The sequence below is a fragment of the Halodesulfovibrio spirochaetisodalis genome, from assembly GCF_001672295.1.
Lineage (GTDB): Bacteria > Desulfobacterota > Desulfovibrionia > Desulfovibrionales > Desulfovibrionaceae > Halodesulfovibrio > Halodesulfovibrio spirochaetisodalis.
The window spans coordinates 70,037-88,672 of record NZ_JXMS01000010.1 but is presented as its reverse complement, the minus strand read 5'-3'; the positions used below and the strand labels follow the sequence as shown (position 1 = coordinate 88,672).

Here is an 18,636-nt window from a genome sequence, read left to right as displayed (position 1 = left end):
ATACTATCAGCAAAGAAAATTTGACATGTTACAAGGAGAAAATATGTCTTCAACTCTCGTAGCAGTTCCTTCTGCAGCACCAGGTGGACTGGAAGCAGGCGTGGACGCACACTTTGGTCATTGCCAGATGTACACTCTTATTTCTGTAGAAGACGGTAAGGTCGGCAACGTGGAAGTTATTCCTAACATCCCGCACGAACAAGGCGGATGTATGGCTCCGGTTAACTACCTTGCAGAACATAAAGTACAGGCAATCATTTCCGGCGGTATGGGTATGCGGCCTCTTATGGGCTTCCGTCAGGTCGGTATTGATGTTCTTCATGGCAATGGTGCCCAGAGTGTTCAGGACGCAGTGAACGGCTTTATTGCAGGTTCTCTCCCGCGTTTCTCTCAGGAATTTACTTGTGGTGGCGGCAGCACAGGCGGTTGTGGCAACCACTAGGATTAGTTTTGCAGCGGTGACGGAACGGTAGTGTACCTGAATATTGGAAACAGCGCTGTGAGCACGGCTTTAGCCGTTCTTGCATTCCATTGACCCAGAGTACATTATCAAAGCCTCCACGCCTACCTGCAACGCAAGCGGTGGGAACACCGTAAAACTGCCGGATGTTCATTTGATAAACAGATATTCTCTCCTGACGGTGTTACTGTAGGCTTTCCGCCACGCAGGTTGTGCCCGTAAACCAGAGGCTCTTTATTTGGATATTGTGGTTCCCCCCGGCAGGTTTGCAACAAAAAAACGAGATGTGTATCATCTCGTTTTTTTTGTTTAGCAGACAAACTTGTTTTAGCGTGCCCCCCCCACCTGATCTTTTCTTGCCGTTCTGGCGTTCAGTGCCTATATACCTTGCGGTGCAGAGTGATGAATTCTGCCATTCAGACCCAAGGAGTTCAGAGTGTTTATCCCGTTGGATAGTTGTGCTGAAGAATTTTCAGAAGACGCAGCCGCATTTGGTTATTGTACAGCATGCGGAAAAACGCATTCACTGCCGTACGGAAGTGCGCAATATTATGCCCGTACGCTGCTGGCAGAGCTGGAGGCTAAAGGCGATATGCTGCTTGCTGTTCCTGAAGGCGTTGAAGGACGGCAGGAGCTACAGGCGCAGCTTGATTCTCTAGAAGGGAACCCTCGTTACAGCATGGATTACTTGTGGGGAAAGGCGTTAGGACAGATGCTCGGCGTTATGGTCTGCAAAAAGCAGGATGGCACTGTGGGGATTGTCCGTGCGTTTTCTGGTCAGTATGATCGGATATACGACATCCCCGGATGGGCTCCGCCTGTTATGAATCTTCCCCGATACAATGCGGTGAATGCTGCGGGAAGCAAGGTGGTGAATGAGTATTCAGACCGCATAGATTCCCTGGCGGCTCATGAAAAGGAGCTGCTGCAGCAATTGAAGAAAGAACGCAAGGCCTGTTCCCGCGCGCTTATGGATGAATTATATGCCCTGTATATTCTGGGTAACTTTAAGGGTGAAAAGAAGCCGCTTAAAGAAGTGTTCCACAGCACACAGGGAATGCGAACAGGCACAGCAGACTGCTGCGCTCCTAAATTGATTCATTATGCACAGGAGAACCGGCTTATCCCGTTGGGGATTGCTGAATTCTTTTATGGTGCAGAAAATAAATCGCAGACACGGCAGCATGGAAAATTTTATGAAGCATGCGAAGAAAAATGCCAGCCGATTCTCGGCTTCATGCTCTGCGGACTAGATCACAATTCGGAATAATGAATGTTTGATAAATACGATGCATCGCATCTTTCTATAGATGTTTTATACGAAGATGAGCACTGTGTAGTGGTATATAAGCCTGCCGGTTTGTTGTCTGTTCCGGGAAAAGGGCCGGAGAAAGCTGACTGCGTGGTAAGCCGTGTGCGTGAAATGTATCCTGAATGCATTGAGCATCCAGAGGCACACCGTCTGGATATGTCCACTTCCGGCCTGTTGATTCTTGGATTGACAATAGAAGCAAAACGGAACTTGTCTACAGAATTTCGTGAGCGCCGTGTGGGGAAAAAGTACGAAGCCATTCTGGATGGAGAAGTCCGCGGAGCGAGCGGTACTATTGACCTGCCTCTTCGTTTGGACTGGTTCAACAGCCCTATACGTATTTATGATCCTCTTCAGGGAAAGCGGTGCATTACCTTGTGGGAAAAATTGGATTATCAGGATGGAAAAACCCGAATAGCCTTTGATCTTATTACCGGTCGTACGCATCAGCTTCGTGTTCATTCGTCCCACAAATTTGGTCTGGGATGTCCGATTGTAGGGGATAATCTGTACGGAACCCGTAATCCCGGTGAACGATTGATGCTGCACTCACGGTACTTGAAGATAGCGCATCCAGTTTCCGGCGAGATGCTGGAGTTTGACAGGGCACCGGATTTTTAACGGTATCTGTAGATAGTAAGGTTACTGTAGCTGTGTTCTGCAATCAGAGATTCGGAGGATTGTTATGCTGACATTCAAATGTGCTGCCTGTCGTAGAAAGCTCTGGAAATATTATAAGATAGGTAAAGGCGAAGTAGTGCGGTGTCACAAGGAGCGCATCACAAAGATTTTCGAGATAGATGAGCGTGACGGAAAGGTCTTTTGTCTATGCGGGCGTCCAATTGGCGTGGATAAGGAAGGACACTTTCGGATGATCCGTAATGCGTGCACCTACTCCGGTACAAAAGATCCTAAAAAGTAGAAAAAGGAAAGGGTTGCTTAATGCCTCCCTTTCCTTCTTGTTTGTTCAGTACATTACGCTTCTTTTTCAAGCGTCTTTTTCATGATTTCAATAACACTTCCGCGCTCCTGCGCGAGACGTTGCCACTTTTTCTTTTCTTTCTTTGCAGCTTCAATTGTATGCAGTAAATCGCGGATAGTCTGTGCAGGGTATCCATAGCTTGGCTGCTCTTTGCGCAGCTCCTCATCATTGCGCTGACGCAATGCCTTCAGTTGACTTGCATTCAAAATCATAAGCACATCCTCTCAGCTTGAAGACTGTTCAATCAGCGAAAATAATTCCAAACTTACTTATGGTTGAGTTTTTTTAGCCGATAGTTAGTGCAGGTTCGTTTCAGCCATTCAGACTGATTTGTCCTGACACCAGTGTCTTCCGGTACTGTGATCGGGGCAGCATGTGGTGACGATGCCTCCAGAAAATCATCATTGTGTATATATACTGCCTGTACTTTTGATACTAATCAACCTTAACAGACCACCTTTACTCTTCTTTTACGGAGCGTTTGTTAAGTGCAGTGCCCTCCGTACCTTCTGTTGAGTATTCATCAGCTTTCCCGTGCGGGATAGTATCTTTTGCCTTTGGCATAATTAACCGTACGCCGCGTTCGAAAAGAAAATACTCAAACGCCCAGTTAATGAACACAATAGTCCGGTTGCGGAATCCAATAAGGTAAAGCAGATGCACTACCAACCATGTGATCCATGCAAAAAAACCGGTAAACTGGAATTTTCCCAGATGCACAACCGCGCTTGAGCGACCGATTGTGGCAAGTGATCCTTTGTCAAAGTATATGAATGGCTTGAGTTCTTTTCCTTCAAAGTGATCTTGTAAATTTTTTGCAGCAAGGGCTCCTTGCTGGATAGCATTTGGTGCAACAGTAGGGCCGGTAACAGGCTTGTCACCATCCATTGGCAGGGCAATATCCCCTGCAACAAATACTTCAGGATGATCTTCAAGCTGGAGTGTCGGAGTCGTAATAATACGGTTGGCATGTCCCAAAGGGACGCCCATGTTTTCTGCAACCCTGTTGCCGCGAATTCCGGCTGTCCAGAGAACTGTACGGGTGGAAATTTCGTCACCGTTCTTCAGGGTGACTTTGTCAGCTTCCACTTGCACTACGTGCTGTTTATACAGGCCGCGAACATTAAGATTTTCCAGTCGTTTATTGGCGTAGTTTCGGAGCTTTTCGGGATATCCGTTTAACGGACCGTCTTCACCTTCAACGAGCATTATTCGGACGTCTTCGTGGTGAAGCCCCTTAAAGTCTCTGTGGAGTGAGTTGTTGACGAGCTCGGAGAGCGCTCCGACGTATTCCACACCAGTTGGGCCGCCGCCTACAATTACGAACGTGAGGAGCTCTTCGCGTACTTTGGGATCTGGCTCATATTGTGCGTATTCAAAGCAGGAAAGAATATGGTTGCGGATGTCGATGGCTTCTTCTGCGTTTTTGAGTGAAAAGGCGAATTCACTGGCTCCGGGAACACCGAAATAGCTGGTGACGCTTCCAAGAGCAATAATCAGCCCGTCGTACTGAATTGGCCCTACGTCGCTGTGAAGCGTTTTGTTGTCTAAATCCAGTCCGGTGATTTCTGCCATGCGGAATTTCACATTCGGCATTTTGCGAAAGGTGCCGCGAAGCGGGTATGAAATTTGTTCCGGTTCAAGCCCGGCGGACGCAACTTGATATAGCAACGGCTGGAAGAGATGGTAGTTATTACGGTCTATTACTGTTATTTGGTAGCCATCTTTTTTACTGAACTCTTTTGCAGCCCAAAGTCCGGCGAAGCCACCGCCGAGAACTATTATTTGCTTTGTATTACTATTGTGTTTTGACATAGGCACACCACCATGAGTGATTGGTTACTGTACTATTGAAGTCTGAATTGTAGCACAAAAGTTACAAGGTGCTTTCTTTTATAGTTATGTATGATTTCGCTATCAGTGTATAGATTTTTTTAGTGCAATGAGGACTATGAATTACATCACATTTTAGATAGATAGTTAGTGTTGCATTATGATTAGTTATAGCAGGAGTTGGTTGTGGGAAAATTACGAATTGACCAGCTAGAATCCGGCATGGTGCTTCAAACAGAAGTTCTGGGCATGATGGGAAAGCGTCTCTTTCCTGCCGGAATGACGCTGGATGACCAAAAAATAACCATTCTGAAAGCATGGGGCGTGGTTGAAGCCGACATTGTTGCAGGAACGGGAACAAGCGCCAGACAGGCTCAAAAGGAGAAAGAGTCTGTTGTGGATGAGGCACAGCTGCTCGCCAAACGGTATGTGACTCAGGCTTTTCGCGAACAGGAGAATGGTTCAAGTTTTTTACGCCAGTTTAAGTCTCAGTGTGTGAAGCGCACAACAAATGCCATTCGCCGGCGCAGATTTTCTGTAATGACCGCAGAAACTATGCGTGATTTGTATGAACGTGCATCAAAAAGTACACTTAAGCCGGGTGTCATTACGCCGGAAACAGTTGTTGAAAAAGAGTTGGAGCTTATTTCGTTTCCGAACATTTACTATGAAATTGTTCGTGAATTGAACTATGCATTCACAACGTCTCGTAGACTCGCCAACATTGTTTCCAAAGACACAGGACTAGCTGCACGAATATTGAAGCTCGTTAACAGCCCTTTTTACGGCTTTCCGGCTCGTATTGAGAGTATTGAACGTGCGTTGACTATTTTGGGATCGAATGAGTTGACTACACTTACCCTTGGGTTGAGTGTGGTGCATAACTTTTCAGGTATTCCTGATCTGGTCTTTAATGTTCAGGATTTTTGGGAATATGCCATTTCTTGCGGTATTCTTTCCCGCTTGCTCGGCTCACAGTGTCAGGGACTGATGGAAGAACGCTTGTTTGTAGGTGGATTGTTGCAGCCTGTAGGTATGTTGCTGATGATCAGCTATGATCCGGCTTCCATGTGTAAAGCTGTTTTGATCAGCCGAAAAAAAGGTGTGCCGCTTCCAACTGCGGAACGGGCTGTGTTTGGTTTTAACCATGCTGAAGTCGGTGCCGCATTACTGGAGTCATGGAATATTCCAGAAACACTTACCAATATTGTACGTTACTGTTACACTCCGTCTGCTTCGCCATCTCCGGTGGATACCAGTGTCGTGCATTTGGCAACCGTTATGGCAATGGGATTACGCAGAAAGGATTTCTGCACCTACCATTTGCCGGACTTTTTTCCTGATTCTTTAGAGTACACTGAAATTTCTCCATCTGCGCTGGTGCCTATTCTTTCCCAATATGATAGGCAAGTTGCAGAGACGTATGAAATCCTGACCGACGGCTTGTAGGTTTGCGGGTGTTGCAGCCTTGTTCTTGCTGGTGTAATTCAAGAGGAGAAAGGCAGCGGGCTGCGTCTGTGCAGTTTACGAGTTGCCGTGGGAAATGAGCCGGAGAGGTTACCTCTTCGGGCTGTTACATCGTACTTAAAAAGTAAAGTTGGGTGAAATGCTAGAGCATGAAGCACTCGGTTCTCCAGACAAAAAGAATACGCCGGAAAACAGACAGGCGCTGTTGAAGATACTGGAGGCTGCAACTGGTATGGGGCATTTTGGATATCGGCTCAGTGAAGCTGCCGATGTTTCAAGCATGCTCTCAGAGATTGCTGCCAACGTAGAGGCTATCCATCCGTTCAAGACGATGGCTTTTTTACTGGTGGATGAAGAGTCGCATGATTTTGTGATGACGTGGTGCTCTTCCCGTGAGGAAGAAGATCGTATTACGAAAGAGTGCCGACAGCTCATGGAAGACCACATGTTTTCATGGGCATTGCGTCGAAATCACCCTACAACTGTGACCTCAGAAGGTCTTGGAGATGTACTGCTGCATCCGTTGCAGACTTCCTCAGGCCCTGTCGGCATGTTTGTTGGTGTCCTGCCAGATGATAAGCCCGCAGAAGATGTTTCCTATTATCTCCTCTCCATGACGCTGGTTGCGGCAAGCATCGCAATCGAAAACTTCTTTCTTTACAAACAGCTGTCAGAAAGTAACAGCGCTCTGGAAGAAAAAGTTGCCAGCCGTACAGAAGAATTGAGCGCATCCAACATGCAGCTCAGACGAACTCTTCAGGAAAAAGAAACGTACAAGCAGCATTTGGAGCTCCTCTTCTCATCCATGCAGGATGTGATGATTTCTGTTGATCCGGAGCTTACTGTGCAAAGTATCAACCGTGCAGGTGAAGAGCTGTTCGGTGTTATGCAGGATGAGGTTGTCGGTAAATTGTTACCGCAGGTTATGCCTGATCTTGCACTGCGCTGTGATGAGTTTTTCCATGACGTTCTTTCATATGGGGAACGAATTGTTGAAGAGCGTGTTGAGTTGCTGATGGACTCTGACGCGCGTCATATCTTCATGATCAACTGCTCTCCGTTTGAATCCGGTGGAAGCGGGCAACGCGGGGCAATGCTCATGCTGCGCGATATTACCCGACTTGTATCTTTAGAAGAACAACTTCAGGAACGACGTTCGTTTAAAAATATCATCGGTACAAGCAAGAGTATGCTCAATCTGTACTCTATGCTGGAAAACCTTGTTGATCTTGATACCACCGTTCTTGTCACTGGTGAGTCCGGTACCGGTAAGGAACTGGTTGCGGAAGCACTGCACCATAATGGTGCCCGCGCAAACGGGCCGCTTGTGCGCGTAAACTGTTCTGCCCTGTCAGAAAACCTGCTGGAAAGCGAGTTGTTCGGGCATGTGCGTGGTGCATTTACCGGTGCTACCAAAGATAAGGTCGGTCGCTTTGAAGCCGCGGAAGGCGGTACAATTTTCCTTGATGAAATTGGTGACATTTCATTGCGTATTCAGGTACTTCTACTCAGATTCCTGGAATCGCACGAATTCGAGCGTGTTGGTGATACCGTGACACGTAAGGCAAATGTCCGCATTGTAGCTGCAACAAATGCTGACTTGCAGCAGCGCGTAGCTCAGGGTGTTTTCCGTTCAGACTTGTTCTATCGCTTGAATGTTATGAACGTTCATCTGCCGCCGTTGCGTGAGCGTCTGGATGATATGGCGCTGCTCGTACAATTTTTCATCGATATGTTTAATGATACGCTTGGTGTTTCAATCTCCGGTGTTTCTGAACAGGCTATGCAGATTTTTATGAATCATCCGTGGCCGGGAAACATTCGCGAACTGAAGCATACTATTGAACATGCAGCTATTCTTGCACGCACCGGTCGTATCACTCCTGATCATCTCCCTGTTCAGATTCTTGGAGCAGATCCTCTTTCCAGTTCGGATGTCGTTCGTCATCCTCCATATGGCGGGTATACAGGTTCGTATGGTTCCAACTATTCTCCTCAACCGCTTATCAGTCCTAATGCATATATGCCTGCATCAATGCAGCAGGTGCGTGTGCCATGTCATACTGTTACTGCTGAAGAGGTTCAGGCTGCTATTGCATCCGCTAATGGAAACAAAACAGCTGCAGCTAAATTGTTAGGAATGGGACGCGCTACATTGTATCGCAAGCTTAAGGAGCTCGGGCTGGCTTAACGTTGAGTGAGACATCAGTGTCACATGCGAATTGTCTCAAATTGTCTCAAAGTGTCTCGTGATACGTCTCACGAGACACTTTTTGTTTTGTCTCATTTTTACCTAAGTCTATAATTAATTGAAATTTAACATTTTTTTGTTTTTAAAAAGTTGGCATCCTGTTTGCTATAGTAAAAGCAACTAACGTAGCTAACTGCTCTTCATGAACGCGATGAAAAGTCAGTGAGAAAAATTTTGGTCACAACATCAATACGATGTTGTACTACGCCTACATGATGCAAAATCTTCCGATAACCTCGGGGAAAAGGTTTTATGAAGCCCGCTGGGGAATAGTTAAGGCTTCCGGGAGATTTTGCATACTTAAACTGACCGTTGGTCAGCTTGGGGGGAAGCCGGTTGAAGCAAATGCTTCATCAGGTTTGGGGGGTATAGTACTCCAAGGACTATACCGAAAATTAAACAGGTATGCCTCTTTTGGCTTCGCAGGAAAGTCTTTAGATTTGTAAATGCGGGGGAAAAGCTGACAGATGGCATAGCCTGAAACAGTGAGCGCATCTTACTGAGATTGTTATTCGGCTGAACAGCCGCAAGTGAGTGCTATAGAAAAGGCTGGGTATCTGTCTCGATACTCAGCCTTTTCTATGAGAAAAAAATGGGAAAGTAAGCCTGAAAGGCTCATGATTTTCATCACGCTTATCGCTGGTGATTTTGAGCATATCCCTGCGTTACGCCCGCAGGAGTGCTCCTGGTTGATAACAGCCTGTATGCAAGAGCGTCTCATTTTGTATACAGGCTGTTACCGAAGAAAAAAGCACTGAACATATATATGTTCAGTGCTTTTTTCTGTGTTATCGGGGGGAGGAATCCCGAAGGTAGTACGTGCTTTTTGAAGAAACCAGAGGAAACATTGCTGCCTTGTGGATAAGCTTCACCGTGGCGCCCTGTTTGCCTCTGGTTTCAAGAAGACCGGCAAAGTGGAAAAGATTAACTTCCTGTCAGTTCAGTTCGTCCTTCAACGAGTTCCGAGATGACACTTGGGTCGGCCAAAGTGGAAGTGTCACCGAAATCTCCTGTACTTCCAGAAGCAATTTTACGTAAGATTCTTCGCATAATTTTACCGCTTCGGGTTTTTGGCAGTTCTTCTGCAAACTGCAAAATCTCCGGCGTTGCAATGGGGCCGATTTCTTTACGAACCCATGTACGAAGTTGTCCGCGTAATTCTTCTGTCTCTTCCTCTTCTGCCTTTAAGGTAACGTAGGCATAAATACTTTCGCCTTTGATAGGGTGCGGCATTCCGACAACCGCAGCTTCCGCAACTGTTGGGTGGGCAACAAGTGCTGATTCTATTTCAGCAGTACCCATGCGGTGGCCGGAAACGTTAATCACGTCATCAAGGCGTCCCATGATCCAGAAATACCCGTCATCGTCTACGCGCGCTCCGTCACCGGATTCATACATTTTCGGGAAGCGTTCAAAATAGGTGCTTTTGTATCGTTCAGGGTCATTAAATACCCCTCGGAGCATTCCCGGCCATGGTTTACGGATGATTAGGTGGCCGCCTTCATTCGGCTCAGCATCCGTGCCGTCAGCCCGTACAATACGGGCATCAATTCCCGGCAATGGTAAGGTGGCTGAACCTGGTTTCAGCGGTGTTGCAAAAGGCAGAGCCGCAATCATAATGCCACCTGTCTCAGTCTGCCACCATGTATCGACGATAGGTCTTTCACCTTTGCCGATGTTTTCGTGATACCACATCCATGCTTCAGGGTTGATCGGCTCACCTACGGTTCCCAGTACGCGCAGGGATGAAAGATCATGGCGCTGTGTCCATTCAAGGCCTTCACGCATAAGAGCACGGATTACAGTAGGTGCGGTGTAGAAGATGGTGACACCAAATTTTTCTACAATATTCCAGAAACGGTCAGGGCTAGGGTAGCTTGGTACACCTTCGAACATAACGGTGGTGGCTCCCAGAGCCATCGGGCCGTAGACAATGTATGAATGTCCGGTGATCCAGCCAATATCTGCGGTGCACCAGTAGACATCGGATTCCTGAATATCAAAAACCCACTGCGCACTATGGGCGGCATAGGTAAGGTAGCCTCCGGTTGTATGAACTACACCTTTTGGCTTACCTGTAGAACCGCTTGTGTACAGAATGAATAACGGATCTTCAGATTCCATAGGTACACATTCGCAGTATGGTGCAATGTCATTCTGGCGCATTTCCTGATGCCACCAGAGATCGCGTTCATTGTGCCATTCCAGCTTATCCTGTTCCGCAAGCCCTGCACGGTCGACAACAACAACGTGTTCTACGCTCGGGCAGGATTTGAGTGCTTCATCCGCATTTGCTTTCAGGGGAATTACGCGACCGGAACGTAATACTGCATCTGCGGTAACAAGCACTTTAGCTTCGCAATCCATTACGCGACTTTGCAAGCTGAGGGCAGAGAAGCCTGCAAAAACGATGGAATGAACGGCGCCTATGCGGACACAGGCAAGCATGGCAATGGTTAATTCCGGAATCATGGGCATGTATAAGGCTACACGGTCACCTTTATTGATTCCGTACTTTTTTAATACGTTGGCGAAACGACATACTTCTTCGTAAAGTTCTTCATACGTGTATGTCACAACATCTTCTTCCGGCTCCCCTTGCCAGATAAGGGCTGTTTTATCCTTGCGGCCAAGCTCCAGATGCCGGTCAAGACAGTTATGGGCAACATTAAGTGTTCCTCCGCTGAACCAGCGGATATCCGGTGTGTCCATATCTGCATCCAGCACACTGGTGAACGGGGAAAACCAGTCGAGTAACTCATTCGTACGTTCTGCCCAGAATCCTTCATTGTCTTCCATTGAACGCTTGTACTGCGTCTCATATTCTTTCAGGGACTGGATATGAGTACCAGTGACGCCGGAAGGGGAAGGGGTGAACAGACGTTGCTCATCTTGCATGGAAATGATGTTGTGTTGACTCATTGTGTTCTCCTCGAAATAAATTGGCAGTCCGTGGTCTTGACTCAGGGCTTTTGCCACGTGCTGAACCGTAAAAAAGTGTGTTCCGGTTGTGGCATGCACTGGTGCTGCAAGGAATAGTGCACGCCACAACCGCAAACAAACCATAAGGGAAAGGTGGAAACATGTTGCATGGTTCCTGCGAGAGCAGTCTCGGTTTGTTAATGAACAACTGCACTATGCAACCACCTGCAAGAAAAAGAACACTCATTTTCGGTGAACGGCACAAATCAGGGGGTGAATAGCAAGGCTTGCGGTGAACGGTTGAATTGTCCCCCATGAACGGCAGGCACGTGCACTTTCTTGAGGGGGATTTTCGGCAAAAGGAAATACAGCACAAGTGTTTGAACTTACGTTGAGTTTCCACTACAGTATTTCATACATACTGTTGCATAATACCAACCGGAACCAATCGTAGGAGTCTGTGTGAGCCATTCGACGCTGAAACAGATGTTTCAACCGACCTCTGTGGTGATAATCGGTGCTACTGAAGAGGCAGGTACGCCCGCTTGTGAGTGTATGCAAAACCTGCTCGGCGGTACGTTTCTCGGACCGGTACTACCGGTTGTGACCGGAGCTGATTCGCCGGATACAATTTTCGGACAGCCGGTATATTCGGCTATTGATACTCTTCCTATTACTCCGGATCTTGCCATTGTCTGTGTCGATGCAGATGATGTTCCGTTCTATATTGAAGAATTGGGAAAGCGCGGGACACAAAACGCTATTCTTTTTTCCAGCGGCTTTTCGCGGTTCAGCACCAAGGAAGCTACGCGAAAACGTGAGCGATTATTCGAACTTGCCCGTAAATTTTCAGTCCGCCTGCTGGGGCCAAATGGCCTCGGATTCATCAATCCTTCCCTTGGTATTAATGCCAGTCTTGCTTCTTCCTCTTTCTCCACAGGTAAAGTTGCCTTCATCACCCAGTCAGATTCTTTGTTCACTTCAGTGCTGGACTGGGCTGTGTCAAAATCCATTGGGTTTTCTCATGTGATCTCCTTAGGGGACATGCTGGATGTGGGATTCAGCGAAGTGCTGGACTATCTGCATCGTGATATGAATACCCGTGCTGTGCTGCTGTATCTAGAGTCAGTTGCCAATGCACGTGAGTTTATGTCCGCAGCCAGAGCTCTTTCACGGTCAAAACCTGTACTTGTGGTTAAAGCAGGGAAATCTGCCGCTGCGGAACAAGCTGTGGCTGCGCATACAGGTATGATTCTCGGTGCTGATGATGTGTATGAAGCCGCATTCAAACGTGCTGGTATGCTGCGTATGGATTCTATTGATTCCGTGTTTGACACCATTCAGGCGCTTGCATGGTCAAAGCCGTTGAAAGGCAACAGACTGGCAATTGTGACAAATGGCGGTGCACCTGCATTTATTGCAACAGATCTGCTGTTACAGGGCGGCGGCGAACTGGCGGAGCTGACAGAGGAAGCTTGTCTGCACCTTGATACAGCCTTGGGCAGCGGCTGGTCATACTGGAATCCTCTCGTGATTGATGCCAAAGCGGATGGAGACATGTACGCAGCGGCAATCAAGCCTTTGCTTCGGGACAGCTCCGTGGACGGAATCCTTATTTTACATGTTCCGGCGGCAGGAGTGGATAGTGCAGCCATTGCAGATCAGGTCATAAAAACATGCAAGCGGAGCAAGAAGGTGATTTTAACCAGCTGGCTTGGTGCCGGTGATGCTGAGCTTGCCCGTAATTCATTTTTCAAGGCCAAAATTCCGTCGTATTTCACACCGGACAGTGCGGTGCGCACATTTCTTAATCTCGTGCAGTACAGAAGCAACCAGATTAAGCTTGCAGAAGCTCCTGAGTCGAGACCGGACAGTACGATAGATGTTCTCAAAAGCCGTTCTGTTGTATTGCAGGCACTGGAAGAAAAGCGCCAGATGCTCACGGTGGAGGAGTCGGAAGCAATTTTGGGTGCCTACGGTATTCACTGCATTACCACTCGTAGCGCGGAGTCTGCCTGTGAAGTGGCAGCCATTGCAGATGAGGTGGGCTATCCACTGGCGATTAAAGTCATTTCACCTGACATCTTCAGAAAGTCACAGGCTGGCGGTGTAAAACTTGATATCCGTAACAGCACGGAAGCCATGGCTGCTGCGGAGTCTATTCTAATGAACGTTGCCCAGTATCAGCCTTCTGCGCGTATTAACGGCTTTGCTGTTCAACGAATGACAAGACGTCAGCGTGGTGTTGAGCTTTCTGTTGAAGTGGAAACAGATCCGCAATTTGGGCCGGTTATCCGCTTCGGGCATGGTGGCTCTATGGCGTCACTGTTGCATGACAAGCAGACAGAGTTGCTTCCGTTGAATATGAGTCTTGCCAAAGAGCTGGTTGCGACAACACGGGTAAGCAAGCAGCTTATGGGAAGCGATACCGTTGCAGGTGTTGATATTCAGGCTGTATATGAAATGCTGGTAGCGATTTCTCAGATGCTGATTGATATTCCGGAAATTTTTGAACTGGAAATTAACCCTGTTCAGGCTACTGTGGACGGAGCATTCGCATTGGATGCAGCTATCCGTGTGGCATGGACGGATGTAGGCGGGGCAGAGCAGCTTGCCATTTGTCCATACCCTGCCGAGTTGGAAAAAGTAGTGACTGTCGGCGAGAATTTGACCGTTCTGTTGCGCCCGATCAGGCCTGAAGATGAAAAAGCGCATTGGGATTTTATTGAACACCTGAGCCCGCAGGACAGAAGGTTCCGTTTCTTTGGTAATGTGGGCGAACTGCCGCGTTCTGAGATGGTAAAGCTGACTCAGATTGACTATGACAGGGAAATGGCTTTCATAGCACAGACAATTCCTGAAGAAGGCGAAGAACCGCTTACTGTCGGGTCAGCAAGGGCGATGATTTCTCCTGATAACGCCACTTCTGAATTTGCCGTTGTTGTGCGAAGCGACTGGAAACGTAAAGGACTTGGGCGCATGCTGATGTCACATCTTGTTGAATATCTGCGCTCCAGAAATACCCTTCAGATTACAGGGGAAGCACTCGGGGATAACAAAAACATGGTTGAGCTGGCGCGCTCACTCGGGTTTGTTGTTTCAAAAGACTTCAACGACGATACCTATCATTTCACCTTGGATTTGCGTGAAGAGTCTGAAGAGGGCACAGCCGTGGAGAATCATCAGGAAGAGTAGGCAGGAGCGCCGAAGACTTTGTGCTTCTTCCTTGTTTTTCAAACAAAAAAAAGAGCGGGCGTATGCTCACTCTTTTTATTTCTTTGCATCGTATACTTGCGAATTCCACAGGAAGGCGACCGCTCATACGAATATGAGATGAGGTCCGGAGTATTGCTGGGTACCGCACCACCACGCGCATCTTGCACGGCGCAATGAAACCGGAGCGTGTGTCTCAAATTGCAAAGTTATAAGTCTGTTGGGAAAAGATACTTTATTTGTTGACCAGTTCCTTGAGTTCTTTTCCTGCACGGAAAACAGGCAATCTTTTTGGAGATACTTTCACGCTCTCGCCTGTTTTAGGGTTACGTCCCTTGTACCCTTTGTATTCTTTTACTTTAAAAGAGCCAAATCCACGGATTTCTACTCTGCCTTCTTCGACCAGAGCTTCGCGGATACTGTCAAAAAAGACGTTAACAAGCATTACTGCTTCATCTTTGGACAGGTTGTGTTCCTCAGCCATTACTTTAACAAGTTCGCTTTTATTCACAAGAACCCCCTATGGAATATCAATTCGTAATTTAGTCCACGATATTAGAGTAGTACCTATTCACCATGTTTGTGACAAGAGGGTGATGGTTATTTCTTCTGTTATTCAAAGGGGTTTTGTTTATAAAAGTATAATGGGAGTGAGCAATAAAGTGTAATGTTTGTACATTTGAACAGTGAAAAATTAATTCAATTTATAGTGTATGTTGCAATATATAATTAAAAGTACCATTAGAACTAAGCAAAAATGCGGTGTATAGACTGTATCTATGATGATAATAACCGGACGTAGTAATGTTTAAACGTGGTTTCGCAGTTTCAATTCTATAGGGTGCGGATTAAGATACCACTGTGAGCGAAGGTATTTTTCATCGTATTTGCGAACATAGTGATTACACAATGTCAGTGGAACAATAAGTGGAACGAGTTGAGAGTGATACTGCTTAATCACTTCTTGAAACTCCTGCTTCTCATCAGCAGAGAGAACTTTTTTGAAATACCCTGCAATATGCTGTAATACATTAGTATGTTTTTTTACAGTTGCTTTCATCTTTAATGCAGTGAGAAATTCGGTCTGATACTGTTGTATGAGTTCTTTTGGATCAATTTCTTTGCCGTGAGCAATAAGTTTTCCCATTGAACGGTAGTGAACAACGCTGTGTGACATAATAAGTAACTTATGTCTGGTATGAAATTCCAGTAGGTTATGCAGTGAAAACGGTTGATCAAGTAATTCCCGCCACCGTTGCATGGCAAAAATGCGTTCAATGAAATTTTCCCGCAGACCGGCATCACCAAGTCTCCCTTCTTCTTCAACAGGAAGCAGTGGAAAATGTTCCATAAAGGCTCTGGCAAAAATGCCGATACCTTTTTGACTTGGGGCACCTGTATCTTTAACTGTGCTTGGATCAACGTCCTTATACACTTTGACCCGCTCCATTCCGCTGGAAGGTGAAGCGCGTTTGAAGACAAAGCCGCACAGGTTTTCTTTTTCAAGCTCGTTAACCCGCTTTGCAGAGTACTCTTTCATTCTTGGTGTCATGTCCTGATATGTTTTGGTCGTCACAAGACGCGGATTGTCAGGATCACCAACCAGCCGCAGTGTTTCACGCGGTATGGGCAGGCCGATTTCAACTTCGGGACAGACAGGCACGTATTCGACATACTCACCGAGTATATTTACAAGCCAGTTGTCTTTTTTGTGTCCACCGTCAAAGCGCACTTTGTTGCCAAGAAGGCAGGAAGAAATACCGATTCGGATTTTTTTTGTACTCTGCATGTTGCCCTTTCCTTTCTGAGCCATACTATAAGAAGGTCTACTTCTTTCAGAGTGGCTGAGTTGCCGTAGCAAGGCAAATATAAACTTTTGAAACGCAACGTTTGCATATTGGGAGCAGCCTTATGAAAACTGAACAGCCTAAACAGATTGATGTTGTTTTTTTTGATTTCAGCGGCGTACTGGCCGATGAGGGCTTTGTAGACGGATTGCGTAAAATTGCTGTCCGCAATGGGTTTGATCCTGACGAATTTCAGTCCGTAGCAACTGAAATCTGCTACGAGGGCGGCTATGCAACAGGAAAGGCTACGGAAGCAGAATTTTGGGAAGAGGTACGCAAGAAAACCGGACTGGTAGAGCAGAGTGAGTTGCTGCATCTGGAGATTCTCACGGGCTTTGCTGTACGGTTGTGGATGCTCGAAGTTGTGGATGTTATCCGTGCCAGCGGAGTGAAAACAGCTATCTTAAGTGATCATACTAACTGGCTCGAAGATCTTGATTTTGAACATTCCATCTACGCTCATTTTGACAGAGTGTTTAATTCCTACCGGGAAGGCATCTCCAAGCGTTCACACGACTACTTCCATCATGCTTTGCGCGCAATGGATGTGAAACCAGAACATGCATTATTTGTAGATGACAACCCGTCCAATTTGCTGCGGGCAGGGGAAATAGGCATGCAGACTCTGTTGTATGATGAGCATGAGAAGGTGCTTGAGCGTCTGCAAGCTGCATTTCCTGATCTGATATTTCCTACAATGTAAGTTATTACAGGAAATAACATTGCGTATGAGAGCGCTACTTTATGGAAAAGTTGCGTTTTATATAAAAATTGAATAACGTGCGCGCTGATTTAAACAAACAAGCAAGTCCGGAATGAGAATTTCGGCAAAGATATTTATGAGAAAAGCTTCAAGCGGTCTTACACCGGAAGGTATTCCTTCCCTTCTGTTAACCGGTCTCGGTACCTTTGCATTTGCAATGATGGGATGCTGGGTACTTTCCACTGTATTCTTTATTCTTTTCTGGTTCAGCTTACATTTCTTCCGTGATCCGGAACGTGTAACGCCGACTGGAAAAGGACTCGCAGTGAGCCCTGCGGACGGTAAGGTGATTAAAATTAATCCGATGGAAGATCCGTTTACCGGTGAACGTCGCATGTGCATCTGCATTTTCATGAACGTGTTCAGCGTACATGTGAACCGTTCCCCTGTGGCTGCAACTGTTCGCGGCATTAAATACTTCTCCGGTAAGTACTTGAATGCAGCATGGGACAAAGCTTCTACCGATAACGAACGTTGTGCCTACGACCTCGAGCAGGCTGACGGAAGCCGCTGGACAATGGTACAAATCGCCGGACTTATTGCACGCAGAATTGTTTGCCGCGTAGATGAAGGTGATGCCTTAACCCGCGGAGAACGTTACGGAATGATCAAGTTTGGTTCTCGGGTTGACCTTTATCTTCCAGAGGACTATGCTCCGGCTGTTACTGTAGGTGAACAGGTATTTGCAGGTGAAACTGTAATTGCCAGCCAAGCTGAAAACGAAGATTCTAAATAGAACTCGTCACCGGCAGTTTTTCGATTTTAACAAGGAAGCACATAAACATGCATCAATCAAAAGCCCGCAAGGGAATCTACATTTTGCCTAACCTCTTTACCACTGCGAGTCTCTTTGCAGGGTTTATGGGATTGGTGTGGGCATCTGCGGGAAAATTTGAATTGTGTGCTGCCGCTATCTTGTTTTCCGCCCTCATGGACGGTTTAGATGGTAAGGTTGCGCGTCTTACCGGTACAGCCAGCGAATTTGGTGTACAGTACGACTCATTGTGCGACCTCGTGGCGTTTGGTCTCGTGCCATCCTTCATGATGTACTCAATGTATCTTCATCAGTACAACCGCCTCGGCATTGCCGTAGCTTTCTTGTTTGCAGCGTGTGCTGCCCTCAGATTAGCGCGTTTTAACGTATCCACTGCAGTGGTTCCTAAGAAGTTCTTTATCGGGCTTCCTTCACCTGCTGGTGGCTGCGCTCTTGCCGCTTTCGTTTTCTTTACTCAGTACATTCCTGCTGAATTCAACGGTATGCTCCCAGCGTTCGCGTTGGCTCTTACCTTTGTTGCAGCATTTTCAATGGTCAGCCGTGTACGTTACTTCTCTTTCAAAGAGTACGGTTTCGTAAAGGCTCGTCCATTCAGCACTCTCGTATCTGCTATCCTTATCTTTACCCTAATTATTAGCGAGCCGAAGCTACTAGGCTTCATTATTATTGGCGGCTACATTATTAGCGGACCTGTGTATACATTCCTATTTCTATCACGCAGGTCCACAAAGTTACTGGGTGACCTTTCCGAGAGCTAAGAAAAAGGGAAGGCACGGTGAGTAACAAATCGCCACACAGCCTTTACCCATAA

The 18,636-nt window shown here is 46.8% G+C and carries 15 protein-coding genes; 10 read left to right on the top strand and 5 right to left on the bottom strand.

Features of this window, described 5'->3' with window-relative positions:
• Positions 1 to 43 precede the first annotated feature (43 nt).
• The 4 genes from SP90_RS07585 (at position 44) to SP90_RS07570 (ending at position 2,694) form a co-directional block, all read left to right on the top strand.
• Positions 44 to 442: a NifB/NifX family molybdenum-iron cluster-binding protein gene (locus SP90_RS07585; protein WP_066854215.1), complete on the top strand. Its 399-nt coding sequence runs from the start codon at positions 44 to 46 to the stop codon at positions 440 to 442.
• A 454-nt stretch (positions 443 to 896) separates the two neighbouring features.
• Positions 897 to 1,730, top strand: a complete 834-nt coding sequence (locus SP90_RS07580; protein ID WP_082936345.1) for a hypothetical protein — start codon at positions 897 to 899, stop codon at positions 1,728 to 1,730.
• 3 nt (positions 1,731 to 1,733) lie between these two features.
• Positions 1,734 to 2,393 carry an RluA family pseudouridine synthase gene (locus SP90_RS07575; protein WP_066854213.1) on the top strand — a complete coding sequence of 220 codons (660 nt, stop codon included), beginning with the start codon at positions 1,734 to 1,736 and terminating at the stop codon, positions 2,391 to 2,393.
• A gap of 64 nt (positions 2,394 to 2,457) precedes the next feature.
• Complete coding sequence (locus SP90_RS07570; RefSeq protein WP_066854211.1) at positions 2,458 to 2,694, top strand: hypothetical protein; 237 nt, start codon at positions 2,458 to 2,460, stop codon at positions 2,692 to 2,694.
• Positions 2,695 to 2,747: 53 nt separating this feature from the next.
• On the opposite strand, the gene SP90_RS07565 is transcribed toward SP90_RS07570, so the two are convergent.
• Both SP90_RS07565 and SP90_RS07560 read right to left on the bottom strand, forming a co-directional pair.
• On the bottom strand, positions 2,748 to 2,966 hold the full coding sequence (locus SP90_RS07565) for a hypothetical protein (protein ID WP_066854210.1): 219 nt from the start codon (positions 2,964 to 2,966) through the stop codon (positions 2,748 to 2,750).
• 247 nt (positions 2,967 to 3,213) lie between these two features.
• Positions 3,214 to 4,569 (bottom strand): NAD(P)/FAD-dependent oxidoreductase, encoded by a 1,356-nt coding sequence (locus SP90_RS07560; protein ID WP_066854208.1) that lies wholly within the window; start codon positions 4,567 to 4,569, stop codon positions 3,214 to 3,216.
• A 204-nt stretch (positions 4,570 to 4,773) separates the two neighbouring features.
• On the opposite strand from SP90_RS07560, the gene SP90_RS07555 reads away from it, so the two are divergent.
• Both SP90_RS07555 and SP90_RS07550 read left to right on the top strand, forming a co-directional pair.
• Complete coding sequence (locus SP90_RS07555) at positions 4,774 to 6,036, top strand: HDOD domain-containing protein (RefSeq protein WP_066854206.1); 1,263 nt, start codon at positions 4,774 to 4,776, stop codon at positions 6,034 to 6,036.
• Positions 6,037 to 6,193: 157 nt separating this feature from the next.
• Positions 6,194 to 8,245: a sigma-54 interaction domain-containing protein gene (locus SP90_RS07550; RefSeq protein WP_066854204.1), complete on the top strand. Its 2,052-nt coding sequence runs from the start codon at positions 6,194 to 6,196 to the stop codon at positions 8,243 to 8,245.
• Between the two features lie 984 nt (positions 8,246 to 9,229).
• On the opposite strand, the gene acs is transcribed toward SP90_RS07550, so the two are convergent.
• Complete coding sequence (gene acs / locus SP90_RS07545; protein ID WP_066854202.1) at positions 9,230 to 11,227, bottom strand: acetate--CoA ligase; 1,998 nt, start codon at positions 11,225 to 11,227, stop codon at positions 9,230 to 9,232.
• 462 nt (positions 11,228 to 11,689) lie between these two features.
• Here acs and SP90_RS07540 point away from each other — a divergent pair, with 462 nt between their 5' ends.
• The gene (locus SP90_RS07540; protein WP_066854200.1) at positions 11,690 to 14,422 is read left to right on the top strand and encodes a bifunctional acetate--CoA ligase family protein/GNAT family N-acetyltransferase; all 2,733 of its coding nucleotides are present in this window, start codon (positions 11,690 to 11,692) and stop codon (positions 14,420 to 14,422) included.
• A 253-nt stretch (positions 14,423 to 14,675) separates the two neighbouring features.
• Here the strand turns inward: SP90_RS07540 and SP90_RS07535 are convergent, their stop codons facing one another.
• The gene (locus tag SP90_RS07535) at positions 14,676 to 14,951 is read right to left on the bottom strand and encodes an HU family DNA-binding protein (protein WP_066854197.1); all 276 of its coding nucleotides are present in this window, start codon (positions 14,949 to 14,951) and stop codon (positions 14,676 to 14,678) included.
• Positions 14,952 to 15,248: 297 nt separating this feature from the next.
• Entirely contained in the window at positions 15,249 to 16,229 is a 981-nt protein-coding gene (locus SP90_RS07530) for a YbgA family protein (RefSeq protein ID WP_066854195.1), read from the bottom strand.
• Between the two features lie 122 nt (positions 16,230 to 16,351).
• Here SP90_RS07530 and SP90_RS07525 point away from each other — a divergent pair, with 122 nt between their 5' ends.
• From SP90_RS07525 to pssA, 3 genes are all read left to right on the top strand, one after another.
• Positions 16,352 to 16,990 carry an HAD family hydrolase gene (locus SP90_RS07525; protein WP_066854193.1) on the top strand — a complete coding sequence of 213 codons (639 nt, stop codon included), beginning with the start codon at positions 16,352 to 16,354 and terminating at the stop codon, positions 16,988 to 16,990.
• A 136-nt stretch (positions 16,991 to 17,126) separates the two neighbouring features.
• Positions 17,127 to 17,786: a phosphatidylserine decarboxylase family protein gene (locus SP90_RS07520; protein ID WP_066854277.1), complete on the top strand. Its 660-nt coding sequence runs from the start codon at positions 17,127 to 17,129 to the stop codon at positions 17,784 to 17,786.
• A gap of 47 nt (positions 17,787 to 17,833) precedes the next feature.
• On the top strand, positions 17,834 to 18,583 hold the full coding sequence (pssA, locus tag SP90_RS07515) for a CDP-diacylglycerol--serine O-phosphatidyltransferase (protein WP_066854191.1): 750 nt from the start codon (positions 17,834 to 17,836) through the stop codon (positions 18,581 to 18,583).
• The last annotated feature ends 53 nt before the right edge of the window (positions 18,584 to 18,636 follow it).

Coding starts and splice junctions, on each gene's coding strand:
- SP90_RS07585 (WP_066854215.1), top strand. CDS start 44: ATGTCTTCAACTCTCGTAGCAGTTCCTTCTGCAGCACCAGGTGGACTG.
- SP90_RS07550 (WP_066854204.1), top strand. CDS start 6,194: ATGCTAGAGCATGAAGCACTCGGTTCTCCAGACAAAAAGAATACGCCG.
- SP90_RS07530 (WP_066854195.1), bottom strand. CDS start 16,229: ATGCAGAGTACAAAAAAAATCCGAATCGGTATTTCTTCCTGCCTTCTT.
- SP90_RS07570 (WP_066854211.1), top strand. CDS start 2,458: ATGCTGACATTCAAATGTGCTGCCTGTCGTAGAAAGCTCTGGAAATAT.
- SP90_RS07525 (WP_066854193.1), top strand. CDS start 16,352: ATGAAAACTGAACAGCCTAAACAGATTGATGTTGTTTTTTTTGATTTC.
- SP90_RS07560 (WP_066854208.1), bottom strand. CDS start 4,569: ATGTCAAAACACAATAGTAATACAAAGCAAATAATAGTTCTCGGCGGT.
- SP90_RS07565 (WP_066854210.1), bottom strand. CDS start 2,966: ATGATTTTGAATGCAAGTCAACTGAAGGCATTGCGTCAGCGCAATGAT.
- SP90_RS07520 (WP_066854277.1), top strand. CDS start 17,127: ATGAGAAAAGCTTCAAGCGGTCTTACACCGGAAGGTATTCCTTCCCTT.
- SP90_RS07575 (WP_066854213.1), top strand. CDS start 1,734: ATGTTTGATAAATACGATGCATCGCATCTTTCTATAGATGTTTTATAC.
- acs (WP_066854202.1), bottom strand. CDS start 11,227: ATGAGTCAACACAACATCATTTCCATGCAAGATGAGCAACGTCTGTTC.
- pssA (WP_066854191.1), top strand. CDS start 17,834: ATGCATCAATCAAAAGCCCGCAAGGGAATCTACATTTTGCCTAACCTC.